This is a genomic window from Neisseria sp. P0021.S007, assembly GCF_051956855.1.
Genome location: NZ_JBQCXA010000002.1, coordinates 253,858 through 278,211, shown reverse-complemented (window position 1 = coordinate 278,211; position 24,354 = coordinate 253,858). Strand labels below are relative to the sequence as shown.

The following is a 24,354-nucleotide window of genomic DNA, read 5'->3' as shown; positions in this document are numbered from 1 at the left end:
GTCTGAAAATTTTCAGACGGCCGTTGTTCATGTTGGCATGGCATAAAAATCCGCTTTACCGCCCCATTCCGACAGAATACGGCGCTTCCATCCAAATCGGCTGAAACCTTCGCGAACATACTGAATATGAATAAAGTTCAAGGCCGGTCGGTTTACTATATAATACCGTCCAAACCAACCATAACTTACTCATTGCAGGGAAGATAATGAAAAAAGTGCTGATTGTGCATTACTCGCAAACGGGGCAGCTCTCCAGCCTGGCGCGAAATTTTGCCACGCCGTTGCAAACAGCCGGCATACAGGTCGATTGCGTCAATATCGTACCGGAGCAGGCGTTTCCGTTTCCGTGGCCGTTTTGGCGTTTTTTCGATACCTTTCCTGAAACCGTCCATTTAAAACCCGCCCCGATTCTGCCGCCGCACATTCCGTCCGAAAATTACGATGTGGTGGCCATTGCCTACACCGTTTGGTTCCTCTCCCCTTCGCAACCGATGACCGCCTTTTTGCAACGCGAAGAAACGCACCGCCTGCTGGACGGCAAACCGGTCATCACGCTTATCGGCTGCCGCAATATGTGGCTGGGCGCGCAAGAGAAAATGAAATCTTTGCTGAAACAAAACGGCGCCAAACTCATCGGCAACATCGTAAAAATCGATGCCTGCAACAGCGCGGCCAGTTTCATTACCACGCCCGCCTGGATGCTGACCGGCGACAAACGCTATTTCCGCTCCCTGCCCTCCGCCGGCATTGCTGAAGAAGAATTGGCGGATGCGGCGCGGTTTGGTGCGAAATTGCGCGATGCACTGTTAAACCAACAGCCTTTGGACGAAACCCTGTTTCAAAACATGGGCGCGGTGACAGTGAATGAAAAACTGATTTTCAGCGAACGCGCCGCCGGCCGCAGCTTCTTCGTCTGGGGCAAGCTTTTGATGGCGGCAGGCCGTATTTCTCCACTTTTGCGCCGTGCGCTGCTGTGCTTCTACATCGTCTTTTTATTGGCGATGATTTTGGTAGTTTTACCCGTCAGCGTAATTTTGAAAAAACTGCTGCATCCACTGCTCAAAGGCCGTCTGAAAAAGCTGGCGGACTATTATGCGCAACCGTCAGGCAGATAATACTTTTCAGACGGCCTCAAACCAGGAATCCATCATGCCCGAAGTTATCCACTACCCCGAACGCCGTCGCTTTCAAATCGACATTGACGGTTTGGAAGCAGGCTATATCAGCTATACCGAACACAACGGCGGCTGGGACGTAAACCATACCGAGGTTTCGCCCAACTTCCGTCATCGCGGCATTGCCAAACTGCTGGTGGACGCGCTGATGGAATACGCCGAAACACAACACATCCCGTTGACTGCAAGCTGCGACTACGCGGCGCGGTTTATCGGTTGATTATTTTGACAAACACATCATGACATCGAATAACACACTCAAAGACGTTTATCTCAACCGCGTTTCTGCCTTTTTGCCCAACGCCCCTGTCGGCAATGACGAAATGGAAGCCGTCCTCGGCATGGCAGGCGATGTGCCTTCACGCGTGCGCCGTATGATTTTGCGCTCCAACGGCATTTTGTCGCGCCATTACGCCATCGACCCCGAAAGCCGCCGCACGACGCACACCAATGCCGAATTGGCCGCCGAAGCGGTCAACGGCCTGTTTGCCCAAGGCGTTGCGGCAGAAGCCATCGGCAGCCTGGCCTGCGCCACTTCCTATCCCGACCAAACCATGCCCGGACACGGCGTAATGGTGCATGGTTTGCTGGATATGCCGCCTTGCGAAGTGTTCAGCATGGCAGGCGTATGCGCGGCAGGTATGGCGGCGATGAAACACGCCTACAACGCCGTACGCACCGGCGAACACGCACATGCGGTTTCCGTTGCTTCCGAAAACGCTTCGGCGGTCATGCGCGGCGAAGTGTTCCAAAGTGAAACCGACCATAAAAAACTGGAAAACGCGTCCCCCGAAATCGGGTTTGAAAAAGACTTTTTGCGCTGGATGCTGTCTGACGGCGCAGGCGCGGTGTATCTGTCCGACCGCCCCAATTCAGACGGCCTCAGCCTGAAAATCCGCTGGATAGACCTGCTTTCCTACGCCAACGAAATGCCACCTTGTATGTATGCCGGCGCAGAATTCCGCGACGGCGTATTTGAAGGCTGGAAACACGCCGATGCCGATTACGGCCGCCGCCACAGCCTGATGGCGGTCAAACAGGACGTCAAACTGTTGAACGAAAACATCGTCCGCTATACGGTGGAAAAACCCCTCTCCCAAATCGCCGCCAAACACGGCATCCGCGCCGAAGAAATCGATTGGTTCCTGCCCCACTACTCTTCCGGCTTTTTCCGCGACCGCCTTTCAGACGGCCTGAAAAATATCGGCTTCGACATTCCGCAGGGAAAATGGTTTACCAATCTGCATAGCAAGGGCAACACGGGTTCGGCCTCGATTTACATCATCCTTGAAGAATTTATGCGCACTTTCCCCATCGAACACGGCCAAAAAATCCTGTGTTACGTTCCGGAAAGCGGACGCTTTTCAACATGTTTCATGCTTTTGGAAGCAGTAAAGGCCGTCTGAATGAAGATTGACGACATCCCTCAAGACAACAGCGCCAGCTACCACGGCCACCGCAAAGTCATCTACGGCACCCGCGACGGCCACTACGAAGCGGCCACCAGCAACGGTTGGCAGGATGAAGCCTACGCCACCGAAATGGCAGTGTGTGAACTCGATGCCCAAACACAGGCCGCGCGCGAAGCCGTCGAAAAAGGCGAGTATTCTCCGCTGTACTACCATATGTTCCGCTGCCGTTATGATGAAACCGGCTTGGCCATGGCGGCAGGTGTATGGAAATGGCAGCTTCGTCGGCATTTCCGCCCCGAAGTATTCGCCAAACTACCGGCCAAAACCCTGCAAAAATACGCCGATGCCTGCCAAATCAGCATAGACAACCTCAAACAAACCGATATTTAAAGTCCCTCATGATTACCCTACATTCTCTCGAGCAATCCCGCGCCCTGCGCATTGTTTGGCTGCTTGAAATCCTCGGTACGCCCTACCGCCTGCAAACCTACTGCCGTCATCCTGACACTTTGCTCGCCCCTGACGAACTCAAAGCCATCCATCCCTTGGGCAAATCGCCTTTATTGGATGATGACGGCTTTATCTTGGCGGAAAGCGGCGCGATTACTGACTACCTGATTCAAACCTACGGCAACGGTCGTCTGATGCCCGAACGCGGCAGCCGCGAATACTGGCAATATCAACGCTGGCTGCATTATGCCGAAGGTTCGCTGATGCCGTTATTGCTGCTCGGACTGGTGTTCCGCCGGATTGAAAGCGCGCCCATGCCGTTTTTCGTCAAACCGATTGCCCGCAAAATCAGCAGTAGCGTCAAAAGCAGCTTTATCCATCCGCAAGCCGCCCTGCATCTTGCCCACATCAACAGCGAGTTGGAAAACCGCGAATGGTTGGTCGGCAACAGCCTTAGCGGTGCCGACATCATGATGAGCTATCCGCTGCAAGCCGCGGCCGACCGCTTCGATTTTGCCGACTACCCCAATATCCGTGCCTATTTGCAGCGCATCGAAGCGCATGAAGCCTACCGCCGCGCCGTTGAAAAAGCAGGTTCGCCTTTATTGAAACTCGACAAATAAAACAAGGCCGTCTGAAACGTTTTCAAACGGCCTGAAACCTTGGTTCACTTATCGAATAGCTTTGCGGCAAACGGCGTTTTTACCCAAGCGCCGCCCGAATGCTTTGTTCCCCCTCGCCGTTCCACTATAATGGCAATCCATATCCTTCTAAAAAATAACATCATGCCAACCGACAACCGCCCGACTCTTGCTATCGACACCAGCACATCCTTTTTGTCCATCGCATTGGAACATCAAGGCGAAATCCGCCTGTTTCATGAAAACGTCGGCACCAAGCAATCCGAACAAATCCTGCCGCAAATCGAGCGCCTCTTTAAAGAAGCAGGCATCACGGCCGCCGATTTGGGCTGCATCGTTTATGCACAGGGCCCCGGCGCATTTACCGGCCTGCGTATCGGCGCGGCGGTTGCACAAGGTTTGGCCACGCCGTTTGACACGCCCATGATCGGCATTCCCTGCCTCGATGCCGCCGCTTCGCTGTTGCCACCATCAAGCTGTGTACTGGCAGCCACAGATGCGCGTATGGGCGAAGTGTTCTACGCATGGTTTGATACGCAAAACCACGTCCGCTTGAGCGATTACACGGTTGGCAAAGCCTCCGCCATTGCCGCGCCCGAAGGCCAAACGCCTAGCGGCGGCATCGGTAATGCCTTTGCCCTCGCCGACAAACCGCCTTTTGACGGTCAAGCCGATATGCCGACCGCCGCCGACTATCTTAAACTTGCCCGCAGCGGCCGCTATATTGCTACTGACGCGGCACACGCCGAGTTGCTCTACGTCCGCAACAAAATTGCCCTGACCGCGCAAGAGCAAGCCCAACAAAAGGCCAAACCGTGAACCTGCGCCCAGCCGTACTTGCCGACTGCCCCACCCTTGCCGCCATCGACGCACAAGGCAATCCCTCGTCGTGGACGGCGCAACAGTTTGAGTCGGCGGTTCAACACCATCCCGACAGCGTTTGGCTCAGCCAGACCAACCACCAAATTACCGGCTTTATCGTGTGGCAAACCGTGTTTGACGAATCCGAGCTGCACCTGATTGCCGTTGCGCCAGAATACCGCCGACAAGGCATTGCATCCGCCCTGCTACAACACTGGCAAAACGCAGTGCAACAGCAAGACGCAACCCGATTGCTGCTCGAAGTCCGCGCAAGCAATGAAACCGCGCAACAGCTCTACCGCAAACACGGCTTCCAAACCTGCGGTCGCCGCAAAAACTACTACGCCCTGCCCGACGGTGGCAGCGAAGATGCCGTATTGATGGAGAAATCATGTTAAGCAGCCGCTATCTGCACCTGCACGAAGCCTTGGGCTTGGGCCCGATGTGGCTGAACCGAAACGCCAAAATCATCCATGCCGCGCCTCAAACCGCAACATCAGCCGCACCCGTCCGCCCCAAAACCATTGCTGCCGATACCGCGCAAACCGTGCGCACTTTATCCGCAGGTGCCCATCAGGCACGCACTGCCGCCATCGCTACTGCGCAAGCGGCCAAACCGGCTGTCCGCGCTCCCGAAGCAGCACCCAAAGCCATTGCCGAAACACCGACAAAAACAGAAAAAGCCGCGCATTCAGACAATCTGCCCCGCCTTGACGTAACCATCAGGCCGTCTGAAATCATGGTGGTCAGCATTTGCCCGTCCACCGAAGACAGCCTGCACGGTACACTGTTTAGCGGCGATGTCGGCACGCTTCTCGACAACATCCTCGCCGCCATCGGCCTCAAGCCCGAGCAGGCGCACAAAACCGCATGGGTCAAAACCGCGCCCGTATTCACTGCCCTGCCCGATGCCGAACACATCCGCTCCGAGCTTGCCGAAATGCAAAACGAGCTGACCGCTTCGCAAGCGCGCGCAGTATTGTTCCTCGGCAAAATCTTCGACAGCCCCGACATGATCGGGCTGATGAACGAATTGTGCGCAGAGCGGCCGCATTTCGTCATTCCCCACCCCGCCCGCCTGCTGATGCAGCCGCAACTCAAAGCGCAGGCATGGCAAATCTTAAAGCCATTGAAACAGCTTTTGGCCAAGGCCGTCTGAACATTCTGTTCAACCTGAAATCAGGTTTTTCACCAACAAAAAAGGGCGTGTTCGACACGCCCTAATGTTTTTCAATATTCCGCCGAATGCCAGAAAGGCTGACCCACCGTCGGCGTACTGGCGCGCGCTTTCTCACGCGCCTCCACAGGTTCCGCCTCATAAGCCAGACGGCCCGACTCGACCGCAAGCGCAAAAGCGCGTGCCATATTGACCGGATCGCCACTTCGGGAAACGGCGGTATTCAATAACACGCCGTCAAAACCCCATTCCATCACTTGCGCCGCCTGCGAAGGCAAACCCAACCCCGCATCGATAATCAACGGCGTGTTGGGCAGACGTTCGCGCAGGACTTTCAGCGCATAAGCATGAACCGTGCCCAGTCCCGTGCCAATCGGCGCCGCCCACGGCATCAACGCCTGACAGCCTGCGTCGAGCAGTCGGCGGCAGGCAATCAGGTCTTCGGTGCAATAAGGCAGTACTTTGAAGCCGTCTTTAATCAGGATTTCCGCCGCCTCGACCAGTTGGAACACGTCGGGCTGCAACGTGTCATCATCGCCGATAAGTTCGAGCTTAATCCAATCGGTATCAAACACTTCGCGCGCCATTTGCGCAGTGGTCACAGCTTCCTGTACGCTTTGACAGCCTGCGGTATTGGGCAACACAGGCACACCCATTTCTTCCAACAACGACCAAAAACCCTGCCCGTGCGCTTCGCCGCCGCTGCCGGCGCGGCGCAATGAAACGGTAATCATCGCCGGTTGCGCGATTTGAACAGACTGCTTGAGGATTTCCGGCGTCGGATAAGCAGCCGTACCGAGTAGCAGCCGTGAAGGGAAAGTTTCTCCATATAGGGTAAACATGATGGATTCCTTTGTAATATTATTTTTGGGGCGATAGCCTTCTGAAAAATCGGTTCAGATAGTTTCCAAATAGTTTTCAAGTCCTTCCGCGACCTTAGTCGGAATAAACTCGGTAATTGTGTATTTCGCTACGCCTTCTCGGTGAAATGGGTCTTCTGCAATTAACTTTTCCACCTGTTCCCTGCCTGATGCTTTCATCAGGATAATGCCGCCTGTCCGCGGCTGTTTGCGTCCAGACATCACAAATACACCTGCTTGATAATACCGTTCAAGATACGCAATATGCTCGGACAGGTAGGTTTCAACCGCAGCCAAGTCTTTAATATATTCCAACGATACGATAAACATTTCTTTTCCTTTTCTCAGCATTAAACCAATAGCGCAGCTATACACGCAGTAAAACCGCTTATCCGCCGACTACGGGGCGCACAATGTCCACTTTGTCGTTTTCGTTTAAAACCGTTTCCGCATACGCGCCTTTGGCGACAAACTGGGTATTGACGGCAACGGCAAACGGTTTCTGCGGCGCGGTTTGGGCGATAAGGTCGGCAACGGTTGTGCCGTTTAATGTGATGGCTTCATTGTTTAATATAATCTTCATAATGCTGCTCCTCTTGTCAGACTTCTTATTTTCAGACGGCCTTATTCATCCCACAAAGCCTGAAACGCTTTAACCACGGCTTCGGGATTTTCCGCTTCGGTAACGGCGCGGACGACGGCGAGGGAGGAAACGCCGGTGGCAAGTACATCTTCAGCGTTGTTCAAATCGATGCCGCCGATGGCGACGACGGGTATGCCGCGAGCCTGTTTCACATATTCGCGCAGTTTCTCCAAGCCTTGCGGGGCGGTGGGCATTTGTTTGGTCGTGGTCGGAAAAATCGCGCCGCTGGCGACGTAGCTAGGTTGTACGGACAAGGCGCGATCGAGTTCGGCAACAGAGTGCGTACTCAAGCCCAAGCGCAAACCGGCAGCTTCAATCGCGGCTAGGTCGGCAGTGTCCATGTCTTCCTGCCCGAGATGCACGCCGTATGCACCTGCGGCAATCGCTTCGCGCCAGTGGTCGTTGATGAAAAGCTGGGTTGCACTGTTTTGACAGGCTACGACGCAACGTTCGATTTCGCGTTTCAACTCGTCGCCATGCAGGATTTTACAGCGCAGTTGCACCGTGTCGGCACCTGCTTTGACCATGCGCTCGACCCAGTCAGCAGTGGGAACAACGGCGTAAAATTTCAGGGGAGATTTGAGTGGCGGGAAGGTCATAACGGCTCCGAAAGGAATAATTCGTTGTTATATTATCAGAAAAGGCCGTCTGAATAATATTTGTTTTCAGACGGCCTGATTGAAAAAATGAATATTGCCCTATTCGGCTTTGGCTTTATAAAAATATGAACATACTGATGGGTTATCAAAATGAGTGCCATATTGGCGCCCCACATTCGGAGACCCAACCCATGAAAAAAATTTCTCTTGTTAGCCGCCCTTCCCTTACTGTTTACCACTTATTCAAATGCCGCCACGCCTAAAGCGGAAGCTTCAAAACCAGCTTCGGCACACAAACAAACCAAGCAGCGTTTTTCCGGCAAAATCACCGGCTATCAAACCGCCGAGCATTTGTTCTCCGTACGCAAGGGCGACCGCCTGCGCATCAGTAAAACCGGCAGCCCTAACGCCTATTTCAACGTATGGGCACCCAAAGACGATGAAGCCGTATTTAACGGTTCGGCACAAGGCGATAAATTTGACGGTATCGCTACCCAATCGGGCAAATATAAAGTGCAGGTCTATATGATGCGCGCCCAAGCCCGCCGTAACACTACTGCCCATTACGCCGTAAACGTCATCAAAAACTAAGGGGCTGACGTAGATTAGCCCTAAATTCCACACCAATCTCGCAGGATTTTAAGCTGTTGAGACGGTGTGCCGAAGTTAAATCGAAATTCGCATTCTTTCAAGAACAGCGGGAAAGATTTGCGATCGATTCCGTTGTATTTTCGCAAGAAACGTTTTGCCTGATTCCAAAAATTCTCAATGCCGTTAATGTGGTTCTGACGGTCGACAAATTCCTTGGAATGGTTGATGCGGTAATGGATAAAACCGCTCACGTCCAACTTATCATAGCTGCTCAGGCTATCCGTGTAAACAATGCTGTCCGGCATGATTTTCTTTTTGATGACAGGGAATAACGTTTCAGACTTGGCATTATCCACCACAACGGTATAGACCCGTCCGTTGCGTTTCAGAATGCCGAAGACAACCACTTTTCCTGCCGCACCTCGACCACGTCTGCCTTTACGCTGTCCGCCGAAATAGCTTTCGTCCAGCTCGACAGAGCCCTCGAAAACCTCATCGGCAGCCAAGGCCAAATGATGGATGATGACATACATATTTTGCGGTAGAATAGAGTTATTTATCCTGCGACTAGGTAGAAGGCGCGGAAAGTCCGGCAGAACTGGTCAGCCTGATTGAAAGCGGCGACTACGAAGCCCTGCTTGCCGAAGATTCGGACGAACATGGCCAAGGCCACGAACATCATTGCGGCTGCGGCTGTTCCCTCGGCTGAGTCAGCCTGCCCATATTATCTACCGCCTCGATTTTCATATTAAAAGGAGACTTACCAGCATGATAAGCAAAGCAAAATTCAATACCGTTGTCGGCAGCATAGGAGCGGCAATAGGTATTTTCGTATTTGTCGCCTATATCCCCCAAATTATCGCCAATATGCAAGGGGCAAAGGCGCAGCCGTGGCAACCCCTGTTTGCAGCAGTATCCTGTCTGATTTGGGTTTTGTACGGTTGGAGCAAAGAACCCCGGAAAGACTGGATTCTGATTATACCCAACGCAGTCGGCGTGATATTGGGATTTCTGACTTTTCTGACTTCGCTTTAAACAAGGGGCTAATCTACGTCAGCCCCAAAACTAAACGCCCTCATGATGTAAAGCTTTAAAAAACAGCAAAGGCCGTCTGAAAATTGAAATTTCAGACGGCCTTTTAAACGGTTTGAAAAGGACGTATCGAACACGTCTTTTTTTTCCTATTACAACAGGAACATGGTTGCTAATCCCAAGAAAATCAGGAAGCCGCCGGAGTCGGTAACCGCGGTAATCAGCACCGAGCTGCCCAATGCCGGGTCGCGTCCGGCTTTGTCCATCATGACGGGAATGAGGACGCCGACGGTCGCGGCTAGCAAAAGGTTCAAGGTCATCGCGGCCACCATGACCAAACCGATGCCGATGTTGCCGTAGAGCAGCCATGAAATCACGCCCATTACCGTGCCCCAAATAATGCCGTTGACGAGGGCGACGCCGACTTCTTTTTTCAGCAGGCGGCCTGCCTGCGTACTGGTCATTTGTCCCATTGCCATGGCGCGGACGATCATGGTGATGGTTTGGTTGCCGGAGTTGCCGCCGATGCCGGCGACGATGGGCATCAGCGCAGCCAGTGCGACGATTTTCTCGATACTGCCTTCAAATGCGCCAATTACGCGGCTGGCGATAAAGGCGGTACACAGGTTGATGGCAAGCCACATCCAGCGGTTTTTCACCGAGTCCCAAATCGGGGCGAACAAGTCCTCTTCTTCTTGCAAACCGGCCATGTTAAACATGTCGGCTTCGGATTCTTCACGGATCACGTCCACCATTTCGTCAATGGTGATCCTGCCGATCAGCTTTTTGTTTTCATCGACAACCGGCGCGGTGACCAAGTCATAACGTTCAAACGCCTGTGCCGCTTCTTCCACGTCGTCTTCGGGACGGAAGCGCACGACATCGGTGGCCATCACGTCCGCCACCATGTCTTCGGGGTCGGCGACCAAGAGTTTGCGGATGGGCAGCACGCCTTGCAACACGTCGTTTTCATCAACCACGAAAATCTTGTCGGTATGGTCGGGCAGGCTGTCGAAACGGCGCAAGTAGCGCAACACGACTTCACACGCCACATCGGCGCGGATGCTGACCAATTCAAAGTCCATAATCGCGCCGACTTGGTTATCTTCGTAAGACATCGCCGCTTTGACCTGCTCGCGTTCTTCTTCATCACGCGTTTGCAGCGCTTCGTACACCACTTGGTGCGGCAGGTCGTCTGCCAGTTCTGCCAATTCGTCTGCGTCCAAATCATCGACGGCGGCCAACAGCTCGTCTTTGTCCATGGACTCGATCAGCGTTTCGCGTACGGCGTCGGATACTTCCAGCAAGACTTCGCCGTCGTCTTCAGGGGCGACCAAAAGCCAGACGATGTTACGCTCGCGCGGCGGCAGGGATTCCAAGACGGCGGCCACGTCGGCAGGGTGCAACTCGGCCAAGAGGACGGTCAGCTCGGTGAACTTGTCACGCAGGCTTTCGTCTTCAATCGGCACGCCTGCTTCGATTTGTTCAAAGGACGGCTCGAGGATTTCGCATAAGGCGTGGATGCGGTCGATATCGTCAGAGATGCGATCGTCAGAAATGCGGTCTTCCACCGCTTCATTGTCGGGGGTATGGTCGAGATTCGGAGGGGTTTGTTCGATGCTCATAAATGCTCCGCCCGCCGGACGCGGGGAGGCATTTCGGCGGGATGATTATGGTTGTTGTGTGTCTGATGGGAAGTTCAAAGGCGAACTGGGAAGGTCCATAATTCGAGCCTGCTGAGAGGCGCAGAGTTGTAAACGGTGCATATTCTACTCTTTTTTAGGCCGTTTTACCATTTTTAACGGGAAAGGCCGTCTGAAAGCGGGTGATAACGACACCCTTTTTTTTCAGACGGCCTGATGATTTGATTTTATTTGTTTCGCCTGCCGAACGCTTCCCTGACCACGTCCAACCAAGCCCTTAAGGCCGGCGTCGGGCGTTGGTGTTTCTTCCATGCCATGGTGAGCTGCCAGCGGATTTCGGGTTCGACCAAAGGAATGGCGGCAAAGACATCGGGATTGATTTTTCGGGCATAGTATTCGGGTAACAAGGCAATGCCCATATTGTGCGCCACCATGTCGGCGACCAAATTCCATTGTCCGGTACGGCAGACAACGTTGGGCGTAAAACCTTGATTGCGGCAGGCCGTCTGAATGGTTTCGTTGAGGGAAAAGCCTGCACCAAAAAGGATGAAGGGCTCGTGTTGCAGGCTTTTGAGCGTCAGCGCATCGTGTCTCGCCCGATTTTTCGGCATCAAGACCACCAGCGGATAGTCGCACAACGTGATGCTGTCGAAGTCTTCGTGAACCGGCGCGAGCAGCTGCCCGGCATCGAGTTCGTTGTTGCGCAGGGATTGCTCGATGGCGAGCGAACCTTGTTCCAAAAACGACAATTCTATGTCCGGCCATTTTTGGTGGAAATCAAACAGCGCATGACTGAGCAAATCGCTGCCGAACAAGGCCAAACCCAAACGCAGCGTCCCGCTTTTGACATGGCGGTAATCGTCAACGCGGGCCAGCAGCAAATCGCGTTCGTGTAAAAGGTTTAACGCATGGCGATAGACTTCTTCGCCGATTGCGGTCGGCTGCACCTGCCGCTTTTTGCGTCCGTTTTCTCTGCACAAAAGCGGCACGCCCAATTCTTCTTCCAAAGACTGGATGATTTTGCTGACCGTCGGCTGCGTCAAATTCAACGCGGAAGCCGTGGCCGAAAAACTTTGCAGGCGGATGAGTTCGGCAAAACAATGCAGGCTTTTGAAATCCATTATTCCTCTAAGGCATGATTATTCGTTTAATAATTCATATTATGCAGAAATTAGGTTTCTATAATCAAGCCTTTCATTCAACACACACCCATATCATGGATTCCCTCACCAGATTTTTTCAGACGGCCTTGCAGCTTGCCATCATCGGCGCAGTATGGGGCGTCTCCGACCTTATCGTCCGCTTCACGCATCTGCCTGTTTCTTCAGGCGTATTGGGCTTGTTCCTCATGCTCGCCCTTTTAGGGCTCGGCATCATCCGCCCGGGCATGGTTGATCGCGGCGCAAAATGGGCATTGGGCGAACTCGTCTTTTTCTTCATCCCCATCATGGTTTCCGTCTTGCAATATCAAGACCTGCTGATGTCCGAAGGTTGGCAGCTGATTTTGACCATCGCCGTCGGCACCGCGCTCGTGATGATCAGCACCGCCCTGACTCTCGATTTCTGCTACCGCTGGAAACGCCGCCTCTACAAAAAACTCCACTCCTAAAAATAGAGAATAAAAATGGACTACACTGCCCTCGCCTGCTTCATCTGGACTTGCTTTGCCTATGTCGTTGCCAAAAAAATCCACCGCAAAAAACCCTTAATGATTTTCTCCCCCGTCGTTACCGTCTCCGTCAGCACCATCCTCCTGCTGCTGGCATTCGGCGTCAATTACGACACCTACCACAAATATACCCAAGGCATCGTCTTCCTGCTCACTCCGGTTACCGTTGCCTTTGCCGTCCCCATTTATGAAAACCGCGAAGTCATCCGCCGCCAGCTGCCCATCCTCTCCATCGCCATTATGGTGGGCATGTTTGTCGGCGTAGTCAGCGCATTCCTCATGAGCCATATGTTCCACTTCAACAACGAAGTAACCAACAGCCTAATGGCGCGCTCCATCTCCACGCCGTTTGCCGTCGTCCTCGCCAGCGAAATCCACGGTTCAGCCTCGCTCGTTTCCCTGTTCACCATCATCACTGGCTTTGTCGGCATGATATTCGGCGACCTGTTTTTAGCCTTCACCCGTATCCGCTTCCGTACCGCCAACGGCGTGGCATTCGGCAATGCCGCCCACGGCTTCGGCACATCGCGCGCCGGACAACGCCATGAAACTGAAGGCGTAATGGCCAGCCTGACCATGATTTTGGCCGGACTGTTTATGGTATTGTTTGGCCCAACCATGGTGCATTTGGTAATTTGGATGATGAGTTAGGCTTCGTCCCGATGACCATACACAAAAAGGCCGTCTGAAACACATATCGGTTTCAGACGGCCTTTTATATTATGGAACGATTACAGTTTGAAAATAGAAGCCTCTGCTAAATCATGAATGGTATCCAACGCAGATGAACCTGTACCATTGTTTGAATAGGTCGCATTGTCTGAGGAAAGACCAGCAGAAGAATCAAGAGGATCAGCCTCACCAAACTCACGGCTCAAAAGCTCATCTCCATCGAAAGCTTTGGATTCCAATATCGGCTTCGCGGCCGGCTGTGCAGGCTCAAAACCTTCCCACTCACGCGGATCAAGGCGGATGATATGATCATCGTCATAGCCATCATTAGGCCCTTTGCCTTCTCCTGAAAAAGTACCGTCCCACTCGCGCGGATCGAGGCGGATAACAAAATCTTCAGAATCACTTTCTTTACTTGGTTGATGTACTTTAGCCATGAAATTCTCCTTAACAAATAAACGGATACTGTACCTAATGCCTCATAAAAGGCATTGCGGACTCTATTCTAGAACAAAGAAAACAGCGGGCAAAGATTGAAGGGAACAACGGTTTATTAACACGATAATCGTATTTAAATCTTTTTAAAACAAATAGATATAATTTATACATCATACCCGGTCATCCATTATTAAAAATCTCGCACATGCCGTCCACCAAGATGATTCCCCCTCTTCCGTCCCTTGCTATGTAACAAAAAGGCCGTCTGAAAAATGACTTTCAGACGGCCTTTTCATTTGCTCAAACCTTATTCTTTAGGCAGGCGCAGGACGGAGACGATGAATCCGCCCCAAATGACGATCAATGCGACAAGCATCATAATAATGGCTGAAGTACTCATTATTCGTCTCCTTCACGTTCGTGTTCATGTTCGTCTTTGACGTTGAAGCCCTGACCGTGTTCCCACGGCAAGAATGACAGCAAGACCGACAATACGAGGATGGCGCCCACCATGCCCCAACCAAAGATATTGAGGAAGCTGTCAGGATAGCCGCTGTAATTCTCTTTTAGGAGGCCGGCAGTATCCTGATAAAGCATATAGCCGAGCATGGCGACGGTAACCACCACGCTGGCTGTCCACACTTTGCCGACACGGATGGAAGACAGCGCGTTCAAGTGGTTACGCAGTTCCGGCAGCTTGTTCAACAAGACAATCGCCAAAACGTAAACAAAACCGGAAGCCACAATGCCATAAGTATTGATGAATTTGTCCAATACGTCCAACACAGGCAGGCCGGTGGTCGTACCGAACAGCAAGGTGGAAATAATCGCCATGGGAACGCCAGCAATCAACGTTGCGCTGACACGTCCGATGTTCATTTTGTCTTGAATTGCAGCCACAATTACTTCAACGATGGAAATCATAGAAGTTACACCGGCAAACACCAGCGAGCCGAAGAACAACACGCCGATCAACGCGCCCATCGGCGCTTGGTTGATGATGGTCGGGAACGCGATAAACGCCAAGCCGATACCGTTGGATGCCACTTCGCTGACTTCTTTGCCTGCGGCTTGAGCCATAAAGCCCAATGCGGCAAATACGCCGATACCGGCGAGCAACTCAAAGCTGCTGTTGGCAAAGCCGACAACCAAGCCGGTGCCGCCCAAGTCGGTTTTTTTCTTCAGGTAAGAAGAATAAGTAATCATGATGCCGAAGCAGATGGAGAGCGAGAAGAAGATCTGACCATATGCGGCTACCCAGACTTTCGGATCCGCCAAGCGGCTCCAGTCAGGCGTAAACAAAGCGTCCAAACCTTTTGCCGCACCCGGCAGAGTCAGCGCAATGCCCACCATGATGACAAACATTACCACCAACAAAGGCATGAAGAATGTGGACGCACCGGCCACACCTTTTTGCACGCCCAAAGCCATAATCGCCAGCGTAAACACCCACACGGCAATCAACGGACCGGCAACTTTGCCGACAAAATCCAAGCCCAAGTCTTTGGCATCGGCCATTTGCAGGAAGTCTTTGAAGAAGAAGGTCTGCGGATCCGTACCCCATGCCGAAGTCAAAGAATAATAGGCATAGCTTGCCGCCCAGCCGACAATCACGGCGTAGTAGATACAGATGATGACGTTGGTCAGAAAGTTCCACCAACCCACCGGCTCAAACCAACGGCCGAGGCGGCGGAAGGCCAAAGGAGGCGAACCGCGGTAACGGTGGCCGATGGCATAGTCGAGCAGCAACAGTGGAATACCCGCCGTCAACAGCGCAACCAAATAAGGGAGGACGAAAGCACCGCCGCCGTTGTCGAAGGCGATGTAAGGGAAACGCCAAATGTTGCCTAAGCCCACGGCCGAGCCGATGGCGGCAAACATAAAGGCACGGCGACTGCTAAACGTCGCGCGTTCGCTGGATTGAGAATTTGACACGATGAACCTCTTAAAAATCGAGTGTCGTCAAGGCCTCCCGGCCTTGCGCGTATATATTTAGAAATCAGGTCGGACAAACCGGCCGGTTAAAATAGATATTCGGACAAGGATAATATCCGGTATTTAAAGAATGCACCGCTTATGGCCATGCAAACATAATCTGACCTTATCGTAAAAAAATTTAACACTGTTGGCAAGTCAGTATTGCATTAAAATCGCAAGGAAAATCTTCATGCACTACGACTAAAATCTTCATACACTTCTTTATATACAAGCCAAACGCAACACACAAGCCCCGTTTCCCCCTCCCCTTCCCATTGACAACCGCCCTCGTCGCAAACCGCCTTTCCCTTATCCCGTAAGGAAAAGCGGCAACCCAACGCATTCAAACCCCCCGTCATCAAAATGTTTCAGACGGCCTGTTTTCCTTCCGTCCAATCCGGGCCGTCTGAAAATTTCACTGTTGCATGTTGTAATCAAGAAACCACTCCAGAATTCCGTTTAATATAAACAAAAACAATCCGCCTTTTTCTGCGCCCTTCATCACCATCATTTAAAATAAGCATAAAATATCAAAAATAAAATGAATAAAAAATAAAATGACAAAAAATCAAAAATAAGATTAATTTTAAACCCGTATTTCTACTCTAATCATCCACAATCAAAAATAATCAAACCAAAAAATTTCAATAAAACATTAATTACACAGCACTACATTTTTGCTATAATTGCCGCCATTCAATCCACAACCCAAACCCAAAAGAAGAGGAAAAGCCATGGGTATCAAAGTTGCCATCAACGGTTACGGCCGCATCGGCCGCCAAGTAGTGCGCGCTATTTTCGACTACAAACTGCAAGACCAACTCGACATCGTTGCCATCAACGCCAGCGGCAGCATCGAGACCAACGCCCACCTGACCAAATTCGACACTGTTCACGGCCGCTTTGACGCCGATGTTTCCCATGATGAAAAACACCTCATCATCAACGGTAAAAAAATCCCTTACTTCTCCACCCGCAATCCTGCCGAATTGCCATGGGGTGAATTGGGCGTTGACCTGGTCATGGAATGTACCGGCGCGTTCACCAGCAAAGAGAAGGCCAAAATCCACTTGGAAAGCGGCGCGAAAAAAGTGCTAATTTCCGCTCCCGGCGGCGATGACGTTGACGCAACCATCGTTTACGGCGTAAACGACGACGTGATTACCGGCGACATGACCGTTATCTCCAATGCCTCCTGTACCACCAACTGCCTGGCACCCGTAGCCAAAGTGTTGAACGAAAACATCGGCATCGTAAACGGCGTGATGACCACCATCCACGCGCTGACCAACGACCAAACCGTCACCGACGTACGCCACAAAGACCTGCGCCGTGCGCGTAGCGGCGTGGAAAACATGATTCCGACCAAAACCGGCGCGGCAAAAGCCGTCGGCTTGGTATTGCCTGCCCTGAAAGGCAAACTCGACGGCCTCGCCATCCGCGTACCGACCGTCAACGTTTCCCTGGTTGACCTGAGCTTCCAAGCAAGCCGCGAGACTTCTGTCGAAGAAATCAACGCGCTGATGAAAGCCGCTTCCGAAGAAGGCCGTCTGAAAGGCGTTTTGGGTTACAACACCCTGCCGCTGGTCTCTATGGACTTCAACCACACCACCCAAGCCAGCACATTCGACTCTACGCTGACCAAAGTAACCGAAGGCAAAATGGTTAAAGTGTTCGCATGGTACGACAACGAGTGGGGCTTCAGCTGCCAAATGCTGAATACCGCGCGCCGTATGTTCGGTTTGGAAGTACGTCCGTTCTAATCGGCTTCCAACACAAAGGCCGTCTGAAACATCTTTTCAGACGGCCTTTTGTATTTCCTTTAAAATATCGCATTCCCATTTCTTTTCAGACGGCCTCTTCATGTTTCCCAACGAATCCGCCCCCAATCTCCTGCAAGGCTTAAACCCCGAACAACTCTCCGCCGTAACCTGGCCGCCGCAATCCGCCCTCGTTTTGGCAGGCGCAGGCAGCGGCAAAACGCGCGTACTGACCACGCGCATCGCATGGCTTTTGCAAAGCGGACAAGCCAGCGTGCACAGCATTATGGCGGTAACGTTTACCAACAAAGCCGCCAAAGAAATGCAGACCCGTTTGGGCGCGATGATTCCCGTCAACGTCCGCGCCATGTGGCTCGGCACGTTCCACGGCCTCTGCCACCGCTTTTTGCGCCTGCACCACCGCGACGCCGGCCTGCCCTCTTCCTTCCAAATCCTCGACAGCGGCGATCAGCTTTCCCTGATCAAACGCCTGCTCAAAAGCCTCAACATCGCCGAAGAAATCATCGCGCCGCGTTCGCTGCAAGGCTTTATCAACGCGCAAAAAGAATCCGGTTTGCGCGCTTCCGTGTTGAGCGCGCCCGATCCGCACACACGCCGCATGATTGAGTGCTACGCCGAATACGACAAAATCTGCCAACGCGAAGGCGTGGTCGATTTTGCCGAACTCATGCTCCGCAGCTACGAAATGCTGCAAAACAACGAAATCCTGCGCCAGCACTACCAAAACCGCTTCAATCACATTTTGGTCGACGAGTTCCAAGACACCAACAAGCTGCAATACGCGTGGCTGAAACTGATTGCCGGCAACCACGCCGCCGTCTTTGCCGTCGGCGACGACGACCAAAGCATTTACCGATTCCGCGGCGCAAACGTCGGCAACATGACCGCGCTGATGGAAGAATTCCACATCGACGCGCCCGTCAAACTCGAACAAAACTACCGCTCCGTCGGCAACATCCTCGCCGCCGCCAACGCCGTCATCGAAAACAACGACGAACGCCTCGGCAAAAACCTGCGCACCGACGCTGAAGCAGGCGACAAAATCCGCTACTACTCCGCCTTTACCGACCTCGAAGAAGCCCAATTCATTGTGGACGAAACCAAAGCCCTCGAACGCGAAGGCTGGGATTTGGACGAAATTGCTGTCCTCTACCGCAGCAACGCCCAATCGCGCGTCATCGAACAAAACCTGTTCCGCAGCGGCATTCCCTACAAAATCTACGGCGGCCTGCGCTTTTACGAACGCCAAGAAATCAAACACGCCCTCGCCTACCTGCGCCTTGCCGTCAATCCCGACGACGACAACGCCCTCTTGCGTGTGATTAACTTCCCACCGCGCGGCATCGGCGCACGCACCATCGAAAACCTTCAGACGGCCTCAAACGAACAAGGCATCACCCTCTGGCAGGCAGCCTGCAATGCCGGCGCAAAAGCCACCAAAATCGCCGCCTTCGTCCGCCTGATTGAAGCCCTGCGCAACCAAGTCGGACAAATGCCCCTGTCCGAAATCATCGTCGGCATCCTCAAAGACAGCGGCCTGACCGAACACTACCGAACCCAAAAAGGCGACAACCAAGACCGCCTCGACAACCTCGACGAACTCGTCAACGCCGCCATCGAGTTCAAACCCGAAGACAGCAACTTTGAAACCCTGCCCGAAAACATTTCAGACGACCCCGCCTTCCCTATCCTCGCTTTCTTGAGCAACGCCGCCCTCGAATCCGGCGAAAACCAAGCAGGCGCAGGTGAAAAAGCCGTCCAACTGATGACCGTCCACGCCTCCAAAGGCTTGGAATTCAACGCCGTCTTCCTCACCGGCATGGAAGAAGGCCGCTTCCCCAGCGAAATGAGCCTTGCCGAACGCGGCGGCCTCGAAGAAGAACGCCGCCTCATGTACGTCGCCATCACCCGCGCCCGCAAACGCCTCTACATCACCATGGCACAGCAACGCATGCTTCACGGACAAACCCAATTCGGCATCGTCTCCCGCTTTGTCGAAGAAATCCCGCCCGAAGTATTGCACTACCTGTCCGTCAAAAAACCCGCCTACGACAGCTACAGCAACACGCGCCAAACCTCCATGTTCAAAGACAAAATCATCGACGACTACAAACAGCCCCAAACCTACGCAGGCTTCCGCATCGGCCAAAACGTCCGCCACGCCAAATTCGGCACCGGCGTCATCATCGATGCCGTGGACAAAGGCGAATCTGCCCGACTGACCATCAACTTCGGCAAACAGGGCGTAAAAGAGCTGGACACCAAGTTTGCGAAATTGGAAGAGATGTAGAAGGGAGATGGCAGAGGCCGTCTGAAAACGGGAGGAGCAATTTTGCCGAAACCTCCGCCGTCATTCCCTCGCAGGCGGGAATCCAGAAGTAGAAATGTAGGTTGGATACTCGTATCCAACAAAAACATTGACGCGTCTATCGTTTCCGAAAAAAACGCTGTTGGAAAATGTCGGATTCGAGAATCCGACCTACGGCTGCTGCTTTTGGGGTGATGAAAAAGCAGCCTGCACTTTAAATTTCACTCGTTTCCCTGCTCATAAGATTTCAAACAATTGTGCCAACAGCACATCCTGCAGCACCACCCGCGTTTCGGCCTGCCGAAGCAGCCGTGCGAGTAGTGCATCGATTTCTACGCCCGAAACAGTTTGACGCAGGCTGGATAAAGCCTTCATGCGGTTTTTTTGTTCGAATGCATCTTCCATACCAGGTTTGACACAAAAATACCAAAACGGCTCGGTCCTCATGTGGTAGAGCGGCATGCCGAAATTTTCTTGGTGGTATGCGTTTGCCACCCACCGCTGCCATTGCTGTCTGAATATTGCCTGCCATTCTTCCAAAAGCGTATCCGAAAAATCAATTTTTTCTGTGTGCAGGCTGCCTGATTCATACAGCAGGCATAAACTGTATAGAAGGATGAATTTATGCGGGGCACGGTTGTTTGCTTGTGTAAAACTTGTATGCAGGCTGCGGAATTGTTCCGCATATTTTAATAATGCTGCCAAATCTTTCATACCGCTTCCTCCTGCAAACTTTGCAATACCTCCTCCGGTTGCCAATTCAATGCGCGGCAATAATCAATAAACTCAAAGATATCCAGCCGCCTGTCACCTGTTTCCACTTTTCCTACGAACGAATGCACCACATTCATCCGTTCCGCCAATGCACGCTGCGACAACCCCAAATCCAATCTTCTGCGGATAAGGAGTTGTCGCAAATAGGTGTGTTCGGCAGAGTGTACCGACAAACGAATATTTCTCATGCGCTCCGATTTTAGGTACAATCACGCATGCACCTGTTTTAGGTGCAAATAAGAAATATGTATAAAAATGACCGTAATACCCATACACCCTGCCAACCCGTTCGACGCTATACGCCAAAACATCACTGAAGAATATTTGAGCGAAACGCAGCACTACCCTTGGATTGTTACCTTTTCAGGCGGCAAGGACAGCACCCTTGTCGCCCATTTGGTGTTTGACATGCTGCTTTCGCTGCCGCCGATGCTGCGGACGCGGCAGGTGTTCTTCATTTCCAACGACACGCTGGTGGAAAGCCCGCTGGTGGTGAAACACATGCGCCAATCTTTGGCAGAAATCCTGCGCGCCGCCGAAATTTTCAGGCTGCCCGTCAGCGGCGAAATCACCGTGCCGAAATTGCAGGACACGTTTTGGACGCTGCTTATCGGCAAAGGCTACCCCACGCCCAACCGCTCGATGCGCTGGTGTACTGACCGCCTGAAAATCCAACCAACCAGCGGCTACATCCTGCAAAAAGTAAACGAAAACGGCAAAGCCATCATCGTGCTGGGTGTGCGCAAAGACGAATCCGCCACCCGCAAGGCCAGCATAGAAAACCACAAGAACCTGGAAAACAGCAACCTGACCCCGCACGGCGATTTGAAGAACGCGCTGGTGTACCGACCAATTGCCGATTTGAGTACCGACGATGTGTGGGAATTCCTTGCTGCCAACGACCCGCCCTGGGGAGGCACACACAGCGATTTAATCAAGCTCTATCGCGAAGCCGCCGGCGGCGAATGCCCGATTGTGCTGTCGCAGGAAGAAGCCCCCGGCTGCGGCACTAATTCCAGCCGTTTCGGCTGTTGGACGTGTACGGTGGTCAATAAAGATAGAAGCCTGCAAGGATTTGTGGATGCGGGGAAAACCGAATTTGCACCGTTAATTGAATACCGCAACTGGTTGGTGGATATCCGTAACAAACCCGAATACCGCCAGGCCGAACGGCGCAACGGAAAACTCACGTTCAAAGGCGGAAAACACATCCCCGGCCCGTTCACCATCACGGCGCGGCAGGAAATGCTGGCGAAGCTGCTAGACGTGCAGGCTGCTTTCGGCGAAGAACTGATTTCGCAGGACGAAATCGACCTAATCAAGCAGATTTGGACGGAAGATATTTTGAAACAAGGAGACAGACGATGAACCCGGAAACCGAAGCACAAATTGCCGACCTGCTGCTGTGGCGCGACCCTGACGCGCGCCATTTGCTGGAAGCGGCCGCCGAAAAACACAATGTCAAAATGGAAGCGGCGGCAGAACTTCTTGCTTGGGCGCGCCAGGTGCGGCGCAAGGGTGACAAATACGGCGGCATGAAGCAGAAGCTGGACAAAATCTTCGAACAACAGGATTTATGGGGGGAATAAGGTGTATATCAAACGGATAAAACTGAAAAATTTCAAATCCTACGCCGAAGCCGAATTTGAATTTCCCCCACCTGAAAAAGGGCGAAACCTGATTTTGGTCGGGGCGGAAAACGGGCACGGTAAAACCACGCTGCTGGAAGCGATATATCTGTGCCTGTATGACAAAGACGCGATTGACAATTTCCAGCGTGCCGGTTTGGTCGACAGCGGATTCAAATACCGCGATTTCATCAGTCAGTCCTTATATAAGGAAGCCACTGCCGCCTTTGCGCGCTCTTATGAAATAGTGCTGGAAATGGATTTGATGGAAAGCTATGCCTTTGGCGAACAGGGTATCCGTATTGTTCGTAAATGGTATTTCGACCATTTGGGCCTCTATCAGGAAGAAAGCAACCAGCTGCTTTTGTATTACATAGGCAAAGACGGCCTGAAAAAACCTATAGACGGTGAAGAAATCCAAGAATATTTGGAAGATTACGGCCTGCCGTCAGAATATTCTGCTTTTTTCTTTTTTGACGGCGAACAATTGGTCAATATCGCCAAGCAGTTTGGTGCGGGCGGCTGGATGAGCGGCGCGCTGAACAAACTTTTGGGCATCGACCTGCTTAAAGCCTTGCAGGCAGAGGTGAGGGAATACGGGCAGAAGCTATACAGCGAAAAGGCGGGTGGCAGGCAAAAAGAGCTGCTTTCTGAAGCCGAACGCCGTTTTCAGGCTGCCTCTGAAGAGTTGGCGCGTCATACCGAAACCCTGCAACAGTGGCAGCGGCAGAAGCAGGAAACCGAAGCTCGGCAGGACGACTTGCAGATGCGGTTGCGGGGCGCGGGCAGCACGCAGCATTCCAAAGAGCTGATTGCCCAAATCGAACAATGTGAAGCCGAAACCGCCCAACTGAACCAAAACATTCAGGCAGCCTTGTTAGCCTTGCCGCTTGCCCTACTGCCTGAAAGCGATATCACCGCCCTGAAAACACAACTTCACGGTGATTACCGCCGCCTGCTGCACGAGCAGGGCAAAGAGCAGAACGCGCACCGGTTGGAAGAATTCTGGCAAGCGTTTTCCACCAATCCCAACACGCTGGAACTACTGACGCCGAAAATCCTGAAAGACGAACTGCTCAAACGTGCTCTGAACGAATCATGGAACGTTCTGTTCGATAAACTGCCGCCAGATGCATCTGACCCCATGCAGCACAATTACTTGGACGATTCATGCTTTCAGGCTGCCTTCGAAAACATCGCCCGCATCACATCGCCTGACAACGACCTCGGCAGCCTAAACAAAGAGAAAAATCGCCAGGAAACCAAACTGGCCGAGCTGAAACGCTGCTACGAACAGCAGAAAGACAGGCTTGTCGATTCCGACCGCCTGCGCGAAGAATTGGAGCGTGTTCAGAAAGAGCTGGCCGAAGCCAACCAAAAACTCGGCGGCGTGCAAAACAGCATCGAGCGCAGCCAAACCGAAGTCAACCGCCTGAAAACCGAATGGGAAACCCTGCAACAGGAACTGATAGACAGCCTGCCCAAACAGCAAAAGGCCGAGCGTGCCGAGGCCGTGTGCCGCCTGATAGACGACTTGGCCGTGCAACTGCGCCGCAGCAAACTGGATGCATTCCGCAAAACCGTAAGCAGCCTGCACAAGAAAATCGCCCATGACAAACAAATCGGCGACATCGAAATCGGCGAAGACGGCAGCCTGTCTCTGTACAGCCAAAACGGCACGGCTATCGACTTCCAGCCGCTTTCGCACGGTGAAAAGAAAATACTGGTGCTGACCCTGATTGCCGCGCTGGCCGAAATTACCGACTACCAGGTCCCCTTCGTGGTCGATACCCCGCTCACATCTTTGGACACGCGCCATTGCGACAACCTAGTGCGATACTGGATGAATTTAAACCGCCAAGTGATTATTCTGGTGCAGAGTGCCGAAATCGGTTCCGAAACCTATCAAAAGCTCAACGCACAAGGATGCATCGGCAAGAGCTACCTTATCCGTTCTCAAATCCTGCAAGGCGGTGGAAAATGCGCCACCGTTACCCCGCACGCCTATTTTGAATAAAGGGAA

Annotated in this window: 28 protein-coding genes and 1 pseudogene; 17 read left to right on the top strand and 12 right to left on the bottom strand. The window is 52.6% G+C overall.

Going from position 1 to position 24,354, the window contains the following annotated elements:
- Nucleotides 1-206 precede the first annotated feature (206 nt).
- The 8 genes from ACTHUR_RS04345 to ACTHUR_RS04310 all read left to right on the top strand — a co-directional run bounded on the left by ACTHUR_RS04345 (nucleotide 207) and on the right by ACTHUR_RS04310 (nucleotide 5,698).
- The gene (locus tag ACTHUR_RS04345) at nucleotides 207-1,115 is read left to right on the top strand and encodes a hypothetical protein (RefSeq protein ID WP_004518954.1); all 909 of its coding nucleotides are present in this window, start codon (nucleotides 207-209) and stop codon (nucleotides 1,113-1,115) included.
- Nucleotides 1,116-1,149: 34 nt separating this feature from the next.
- Nucleotides 1,150-1,395 (top strand): GNAT family N-acetyltransferase, encoded by a 246-nt coding sequence (locus ACTHUR_RS04340; RefSeq protein ID WP_049336668.1) that lies wholly within the window; start codon nucleotides 1,150-1,152, stop codon nucleotides 1,393-1,395.
- 19 nt (nucleotides 1,396-1,414) lie between these two features.
- Complete coding sequence (locus ACTHUR_RS04335) at nucleotides 1,415-2,581, top strand: beta-ketoacyl-ACP synthase III (protein ID WP_049336655.1); 1,167 nt, start codon at nucleotides 1,415-1,417, stop codon at nucleotides 2,579-2,581.
- Nucleotides 2,582-2,977 carry a hypothetical protein gene (locus ACTHUR_RS04330; RefSeq protein ID WP_004518957.1) on the top strand — a complete coding sequence of 132 codons (396 nt, stop codon included), beginning with the start codon at nucleotides 2,582-2,584 and terminating at the stop codon, nucleotides 2,975-2,977.
- 8 nt (nucleotides 2,978-2,985) lie between these two features.
- The gene (locus ACTHUR_RS04325) at nucleotides 2,986-3,660 is read left to right on the top strand and encodes a glutathione S-transferase family protein (protein WP_004518958.1); all 675 of its coding nucleotides are present in this window, start codon (nucleotides 2,986-2,988) and stop codon (nucleotides 3,658-3,660) included.
- A gap of 162 nt (nucleotides 3,661-3,822) precedes the next feature.
- Nucleotides 3,823-4,497, top strand: coding sequence for a tRNA (adenosine(37)-N6)-threonylcarbamoyltransferase complex dimerization subunit type 1 TsaB (tsaB, locus tag ACTHUR_RS04320; RefSeq protein ID WP_039861921.1), 675 nt, complete (start codon nucleotides 3,823-3,825; stop codon nucleotides 4,495-4,497).
- Nucleotides 4,494-4,937: a ribosomal protein S18-alanine N-acetyltransferase gene (rimI, locus tag ACTHUR_RS04315; protein ID WP_004518961.1), complete on the top strand. Its 444-nt coding sequence runs from the start codon at nucleotides 4,494-4,496 to the stop codon at nucleotides 4,935-4,937. Before tsaB ends, rimI begins: the two co-directional genes overlap by 4 nt.
- A complete protein-coding gene (locus ACTHUR_RS04310; RefSeq protein WP_004518962.1) occupies nucleotides 4,931-5,698 on the top strand; it encodes a uracil-DNA glycosylase family protein in 768 nt (255 codons plus the stop codon). The genes rimI and ACTHUR_RS04310 overlap by 7 nt, the downstream gene beginning before the upstream one ends.
- A gap of 71 nt (nucleotides 5,699-5,769) precedes the next feature.
- Here ACTHUR_RS04310 and ACTHUR_RS04305 read toward each other — a convergent pair whose 3' ends face one another.
- From ACTHUR_RS04305 to thiE, 4 genes are read right to left on the bottom strand one after another with little or no spacing between them, the layout of a single operon-like run.
- Entirely contained in the window at nucleotides 5,770-6,558 is a 789-nt protein-coding gene (locus tag ACTHUR_RS04305; RefSeq protein WP_004518963.1) for a thiazole synthase, read from the bottom strand.
- Nucleotides 6,559-6,612: 54 nt separating this feature from the next.
- Nucleotides 6,613-6,906 (bottom strand): YciI family protein, encoded by a 294-nt coding sequence (locus ACTHUR_RS04300; protein ID WP_039861865.1) that lies wholly within the window; start codon nucleotides 6,904-6,906, stop codon nucleotides 6,613-6,615.
- A gap of 58 nt (nucleotides 6,907-6,964) precedes the next feature.
- A complete protein-coding gene (gene thiS, locus ACTHUR_RS04295) occupies nucleotides 6,965-7,159 on the bottom strand; it encodes a sulfur carrier protein ThiS (RefSeq protein ID WP_004518965.1) in 195 nt (64 codons plus the stop codon).
- Nucleotides 7,160-7,200: 41 nt separating this feature from the next.
- Nucleotides 7,201-7,818, bottom strand: coding sequence for a thiamine phosphate synthase (thiE, locus tag ACTHUR_RS04290; RefSeq protein ID WP_004518966.1), 618 nt, complete (start codon nucleotides 7,816-7,818; stop codon nucleotides 7,201-7,203).
- 207 nt (nucleotides 7,819-8,025) lie between these two features.
- Between thiE and ACTHUR_RS04285 the strand changes: the two genes are divergently transcribed.
- A complete protein-coding gene (locus tag ACTHUR_RS04285) occupies nucleotides 8,026-8,409 on the top strand; it encodes a hypothetical protein (protein ID WP_004518967.1) in 384 nt (127 codons plus the stop codon).
- A gap of 20 nt (nucleotides 8,410-8,429) precedes the next feature.
- On the opposite strand, the pseudogene ACTHUR_RS04280 reads toward ACTHUR_RS04285, so the two are convergent.
- Nucleotides 8,430-8,959 (bottom strand): annotated as a pseudogene (locus tag ACTHUR_RS04280) (IS1595 family transposase); the annotation flags it as partial.
- 218 nt (nucleotides 8,960-9,177) lie between these two features.
- Between ACTHUR_RS04280 and ACTHUR_RS04275 the strand changes: the two are divergent.
- Nucleotides 9,178-9,444, top strand: coding sequence for a SemiSWEET family transporter (locus tag ACTHUR_RS04275; protein ID WP_004518970.1), 267 nt, complete (start codon nucleotides 9,178-9,180; stop codon nucleotides 9,442-9,444).
- A gap of 149 nt (nucleotides 9,445-9,593) precedes the next feature.
- Here the strand turns inward: ACTHUR_RS04275 and mgtE are convergent, their stop codons facing one another.
- A complete protein-coding gene (mgtE, locus tag ACTHUR_RS04270) occupies nucleotides 9,594-11,066 on the bottom strand; it encodes a magnesium transporter (RefSeq protein ID WP_004518972.1) in 1,473 nt (490 codons plus the stop codon).
- A gap of 245 nt (nucleotides 11,067-11,311) precedes the next feature.
- Nucleotides 11,312-12,205: a LysR family transcriptional regulator gene (locus ACTHUR_RS04265; RefSeq protein ID WP_004518973.1), complete on the bottom strand. Its 894-nt coding sequence runs from the start codon at nucleotides 12,203-12,205 to the stop codon at nucleotides 11,312-11,314.
- Nucleotides 12,206-12,219: 14 nt separating this feature from the next.
- On the opposite strand from ACTHUR_RS04265, the gene ACTHUR_RS04260 reads away from it, so the two are divergent.
- Both ACTHUR_RS04260 and ACTHUR_RS04255 read left to right on the top strand, forming a co-directional pair.
- Nucleotides 12,220-12,693 (top strand): CidA/LrgA family protein, encoded by a 474-nt coding sequence (locus ACTHUR_RS04260; protein ID WP_004518974.1) that lies wholly within the window; start codon nucleotides 12,220-12,222, stop codon nucleotides 12,691-12,693.
- 15 nt (nucleotides 12,694-12,708) lie between these two features.
- The gene (locus ACTHUR_RS04255) at nucleotides 12,709-13,404 is read left to right on the top strand and encodes an LrgB family protein (protein WP_039861867.1); all 696 of its coding nucleotides are present in this window, start codon (nucleotides 12,709-12,711) and stop codon (nucleotides 13,402-13,404) included.
- Nucleotides 13,405-13,484: 80 nt separating this feature from the next.
- On the opposite strand, the gene ACTHUR_RS04250 is transcribed toward ACTHUR_RS04255, so the two are convergent.
- The 3 genes from ACTHUR_RS04250 to ACTHUR_RS04240 form a co-directional block, all read right to left on the bottom strand.
- Complete coding sequence (locus ACTHUR_RS04250) at nucleotides 13,485-13,862, bottom strand: hypothetical protein (RefSeq protein ID WP_004518977.1); 378 nt, start codon at nucleotides 13,860-13,862, stop codon at nucleotides 13,485-13,487.
- Nucleotides 13,863-14,170: 308 nt separating this feature from the next.
- The gene (locus ACTHUR_RS04245; RefSeq protein ID WP_036472778.1) at nucleotides 14,171-14,263 is read right to left on the bottom strand and encodes a methionine/alanine import family NSS transporter small subunit; all 93 of its coding nucleotides are present in this window, start codon (nucleotides 14,261-14,263) and stop codon (nucleotides 14,171-14,173) included.
- The gene (locus tag ACTHUR_RS04240) at nucleotides 14,263-15,798 is read right to left on the bottom strand and encodes a sodium-dependent transporter (RefSeq protein ID WP_083296577.1); all 1,536 of its coding nucleotides are present in this window, start codon (nucleotides 15,796-15,798) and stop codon (nucleotides 14,263-14,265) included. The genes ACTHUR_RS04245 and ACTHUR_RS04240 overlap by 1 nt, the downstream gene beginning before the upstream one ends.
- 776 nt (nucleotides 15,799-16,574) lie before the next feature.
- Here ACTHUR_RS04240 and gap point away from each other — a divergent pair.
- The gene (gene gap, locus ACTHUR_RS04235) at nucleotides 16,575-17,603 is read left to right on the top strand and encodes a type I glyceraldehyde-3-phosphate dehydrogenase (protein ID WP_003748138.1); all 1,029 of its coding nucleotides are present in this window, start codon (nucleotides 16,575-16,577) and stop codon (nucleotides 17,601-17,603) included.
- Between the two features lie 100 nt (nucleotides 17,604-17,703).
- Nucleotides 17,704-19,911: a DNA helicase II gene (gene uvrD, locus ACTHUR_RS04230; RefSeq protein WP_440361226.1), complete on the top strand. Its 2,208-nt coding sequence runs from the start codon at nucleotides 17,704-17,706 to the stop codon at nucleotides 19,909-19,911.
- 255 nt (nucleotides 19,912-20,166) lie between these two features.
- On the opposite strand, the gene ACTHUR_RS04225 is transcribed toward uvrD, so the two are convergent.
- Nucleotides 20,167-20,643 carry a hypothetical protein gene (locus ACTHUR_RS04225; RefSeq protein WP_063068390.1) on the bottom strand — a complete coding sequence of 159 codons (477 nt, stop codon included), beginning with the start codon at nucleotides 20,641-20,643 and terminating at the stop codon, nucleotides 20,167-20,169.
- Nucleotides 20,640-20,891 (bottom strand): helix-turn-helix domain-containing protein, encoded by a 252-nt coding sequence (locus ACTHUR_RS04220; protein ID WP_049331660.1) that lies wholly within the window; start codon nucleotides 20,889-20,891, stop codon nucleotides 20,640-20,642. Before ACTHUR_RS04220 ends, ACTHUR_RS04225 begins: the two co-directional genes overlap by 4 nt.
- A gap of 67 nt (nucleotides 20,892-20,958) precedes the next feature.
- On the opposite strand from ACTHUR_RS04220, the gene dndC reads away from it, so the two are divergent.
- The 3 genes from dndC to ACTHUR_RS04205 are packed head-to-tail and all read left to right on the top strand — an operon-like array spanning nucleotide 20,959 to nucleotide 24,348.
- Entirely contained in the window at nucleotides 20,959-22,071 is a 1,113-nt protein-coding gene (dndC, locus tag ACTHUR_RS04215; RefSeq protein ID WP_049331662.1) for a DNA phosphorothioation system sulfurtransferase DndC, read from the top strand.
- Nucleotides 22,068-22,292: a DNA modification system-associated small protein gene (locus ACTHUR_RS04210; protein WP_004518986.1), complete on the top strand. Its 225-nt coding sequence runs from the start codon at nucleotides 22,068-22,070 to the stop codon at nucleotides 22,290-22,292. Before dndC ends, ACTHUR_RS04210 begins: the two co-directional genes overlap by 4 nt.
- 1 nt (nucleotide 22,293) lies before the next feature.
- Nucleotides 22,294-24,348 carry an AAA family ATPase gene (locus tag ACTHUR_RS04205; RefSeq protein ID WP_440361225.1) on the top strand — a complete coding sequence of 685 codons (2,055 nt, stop codon included), beginning with the start codon at nucleotides 22,294-22,296 and terminating at the stop codon, nucleotides 24,346-24,348.
- Nucleotides 24,349-24,354 lie beyond the last annotated feature (6 nt).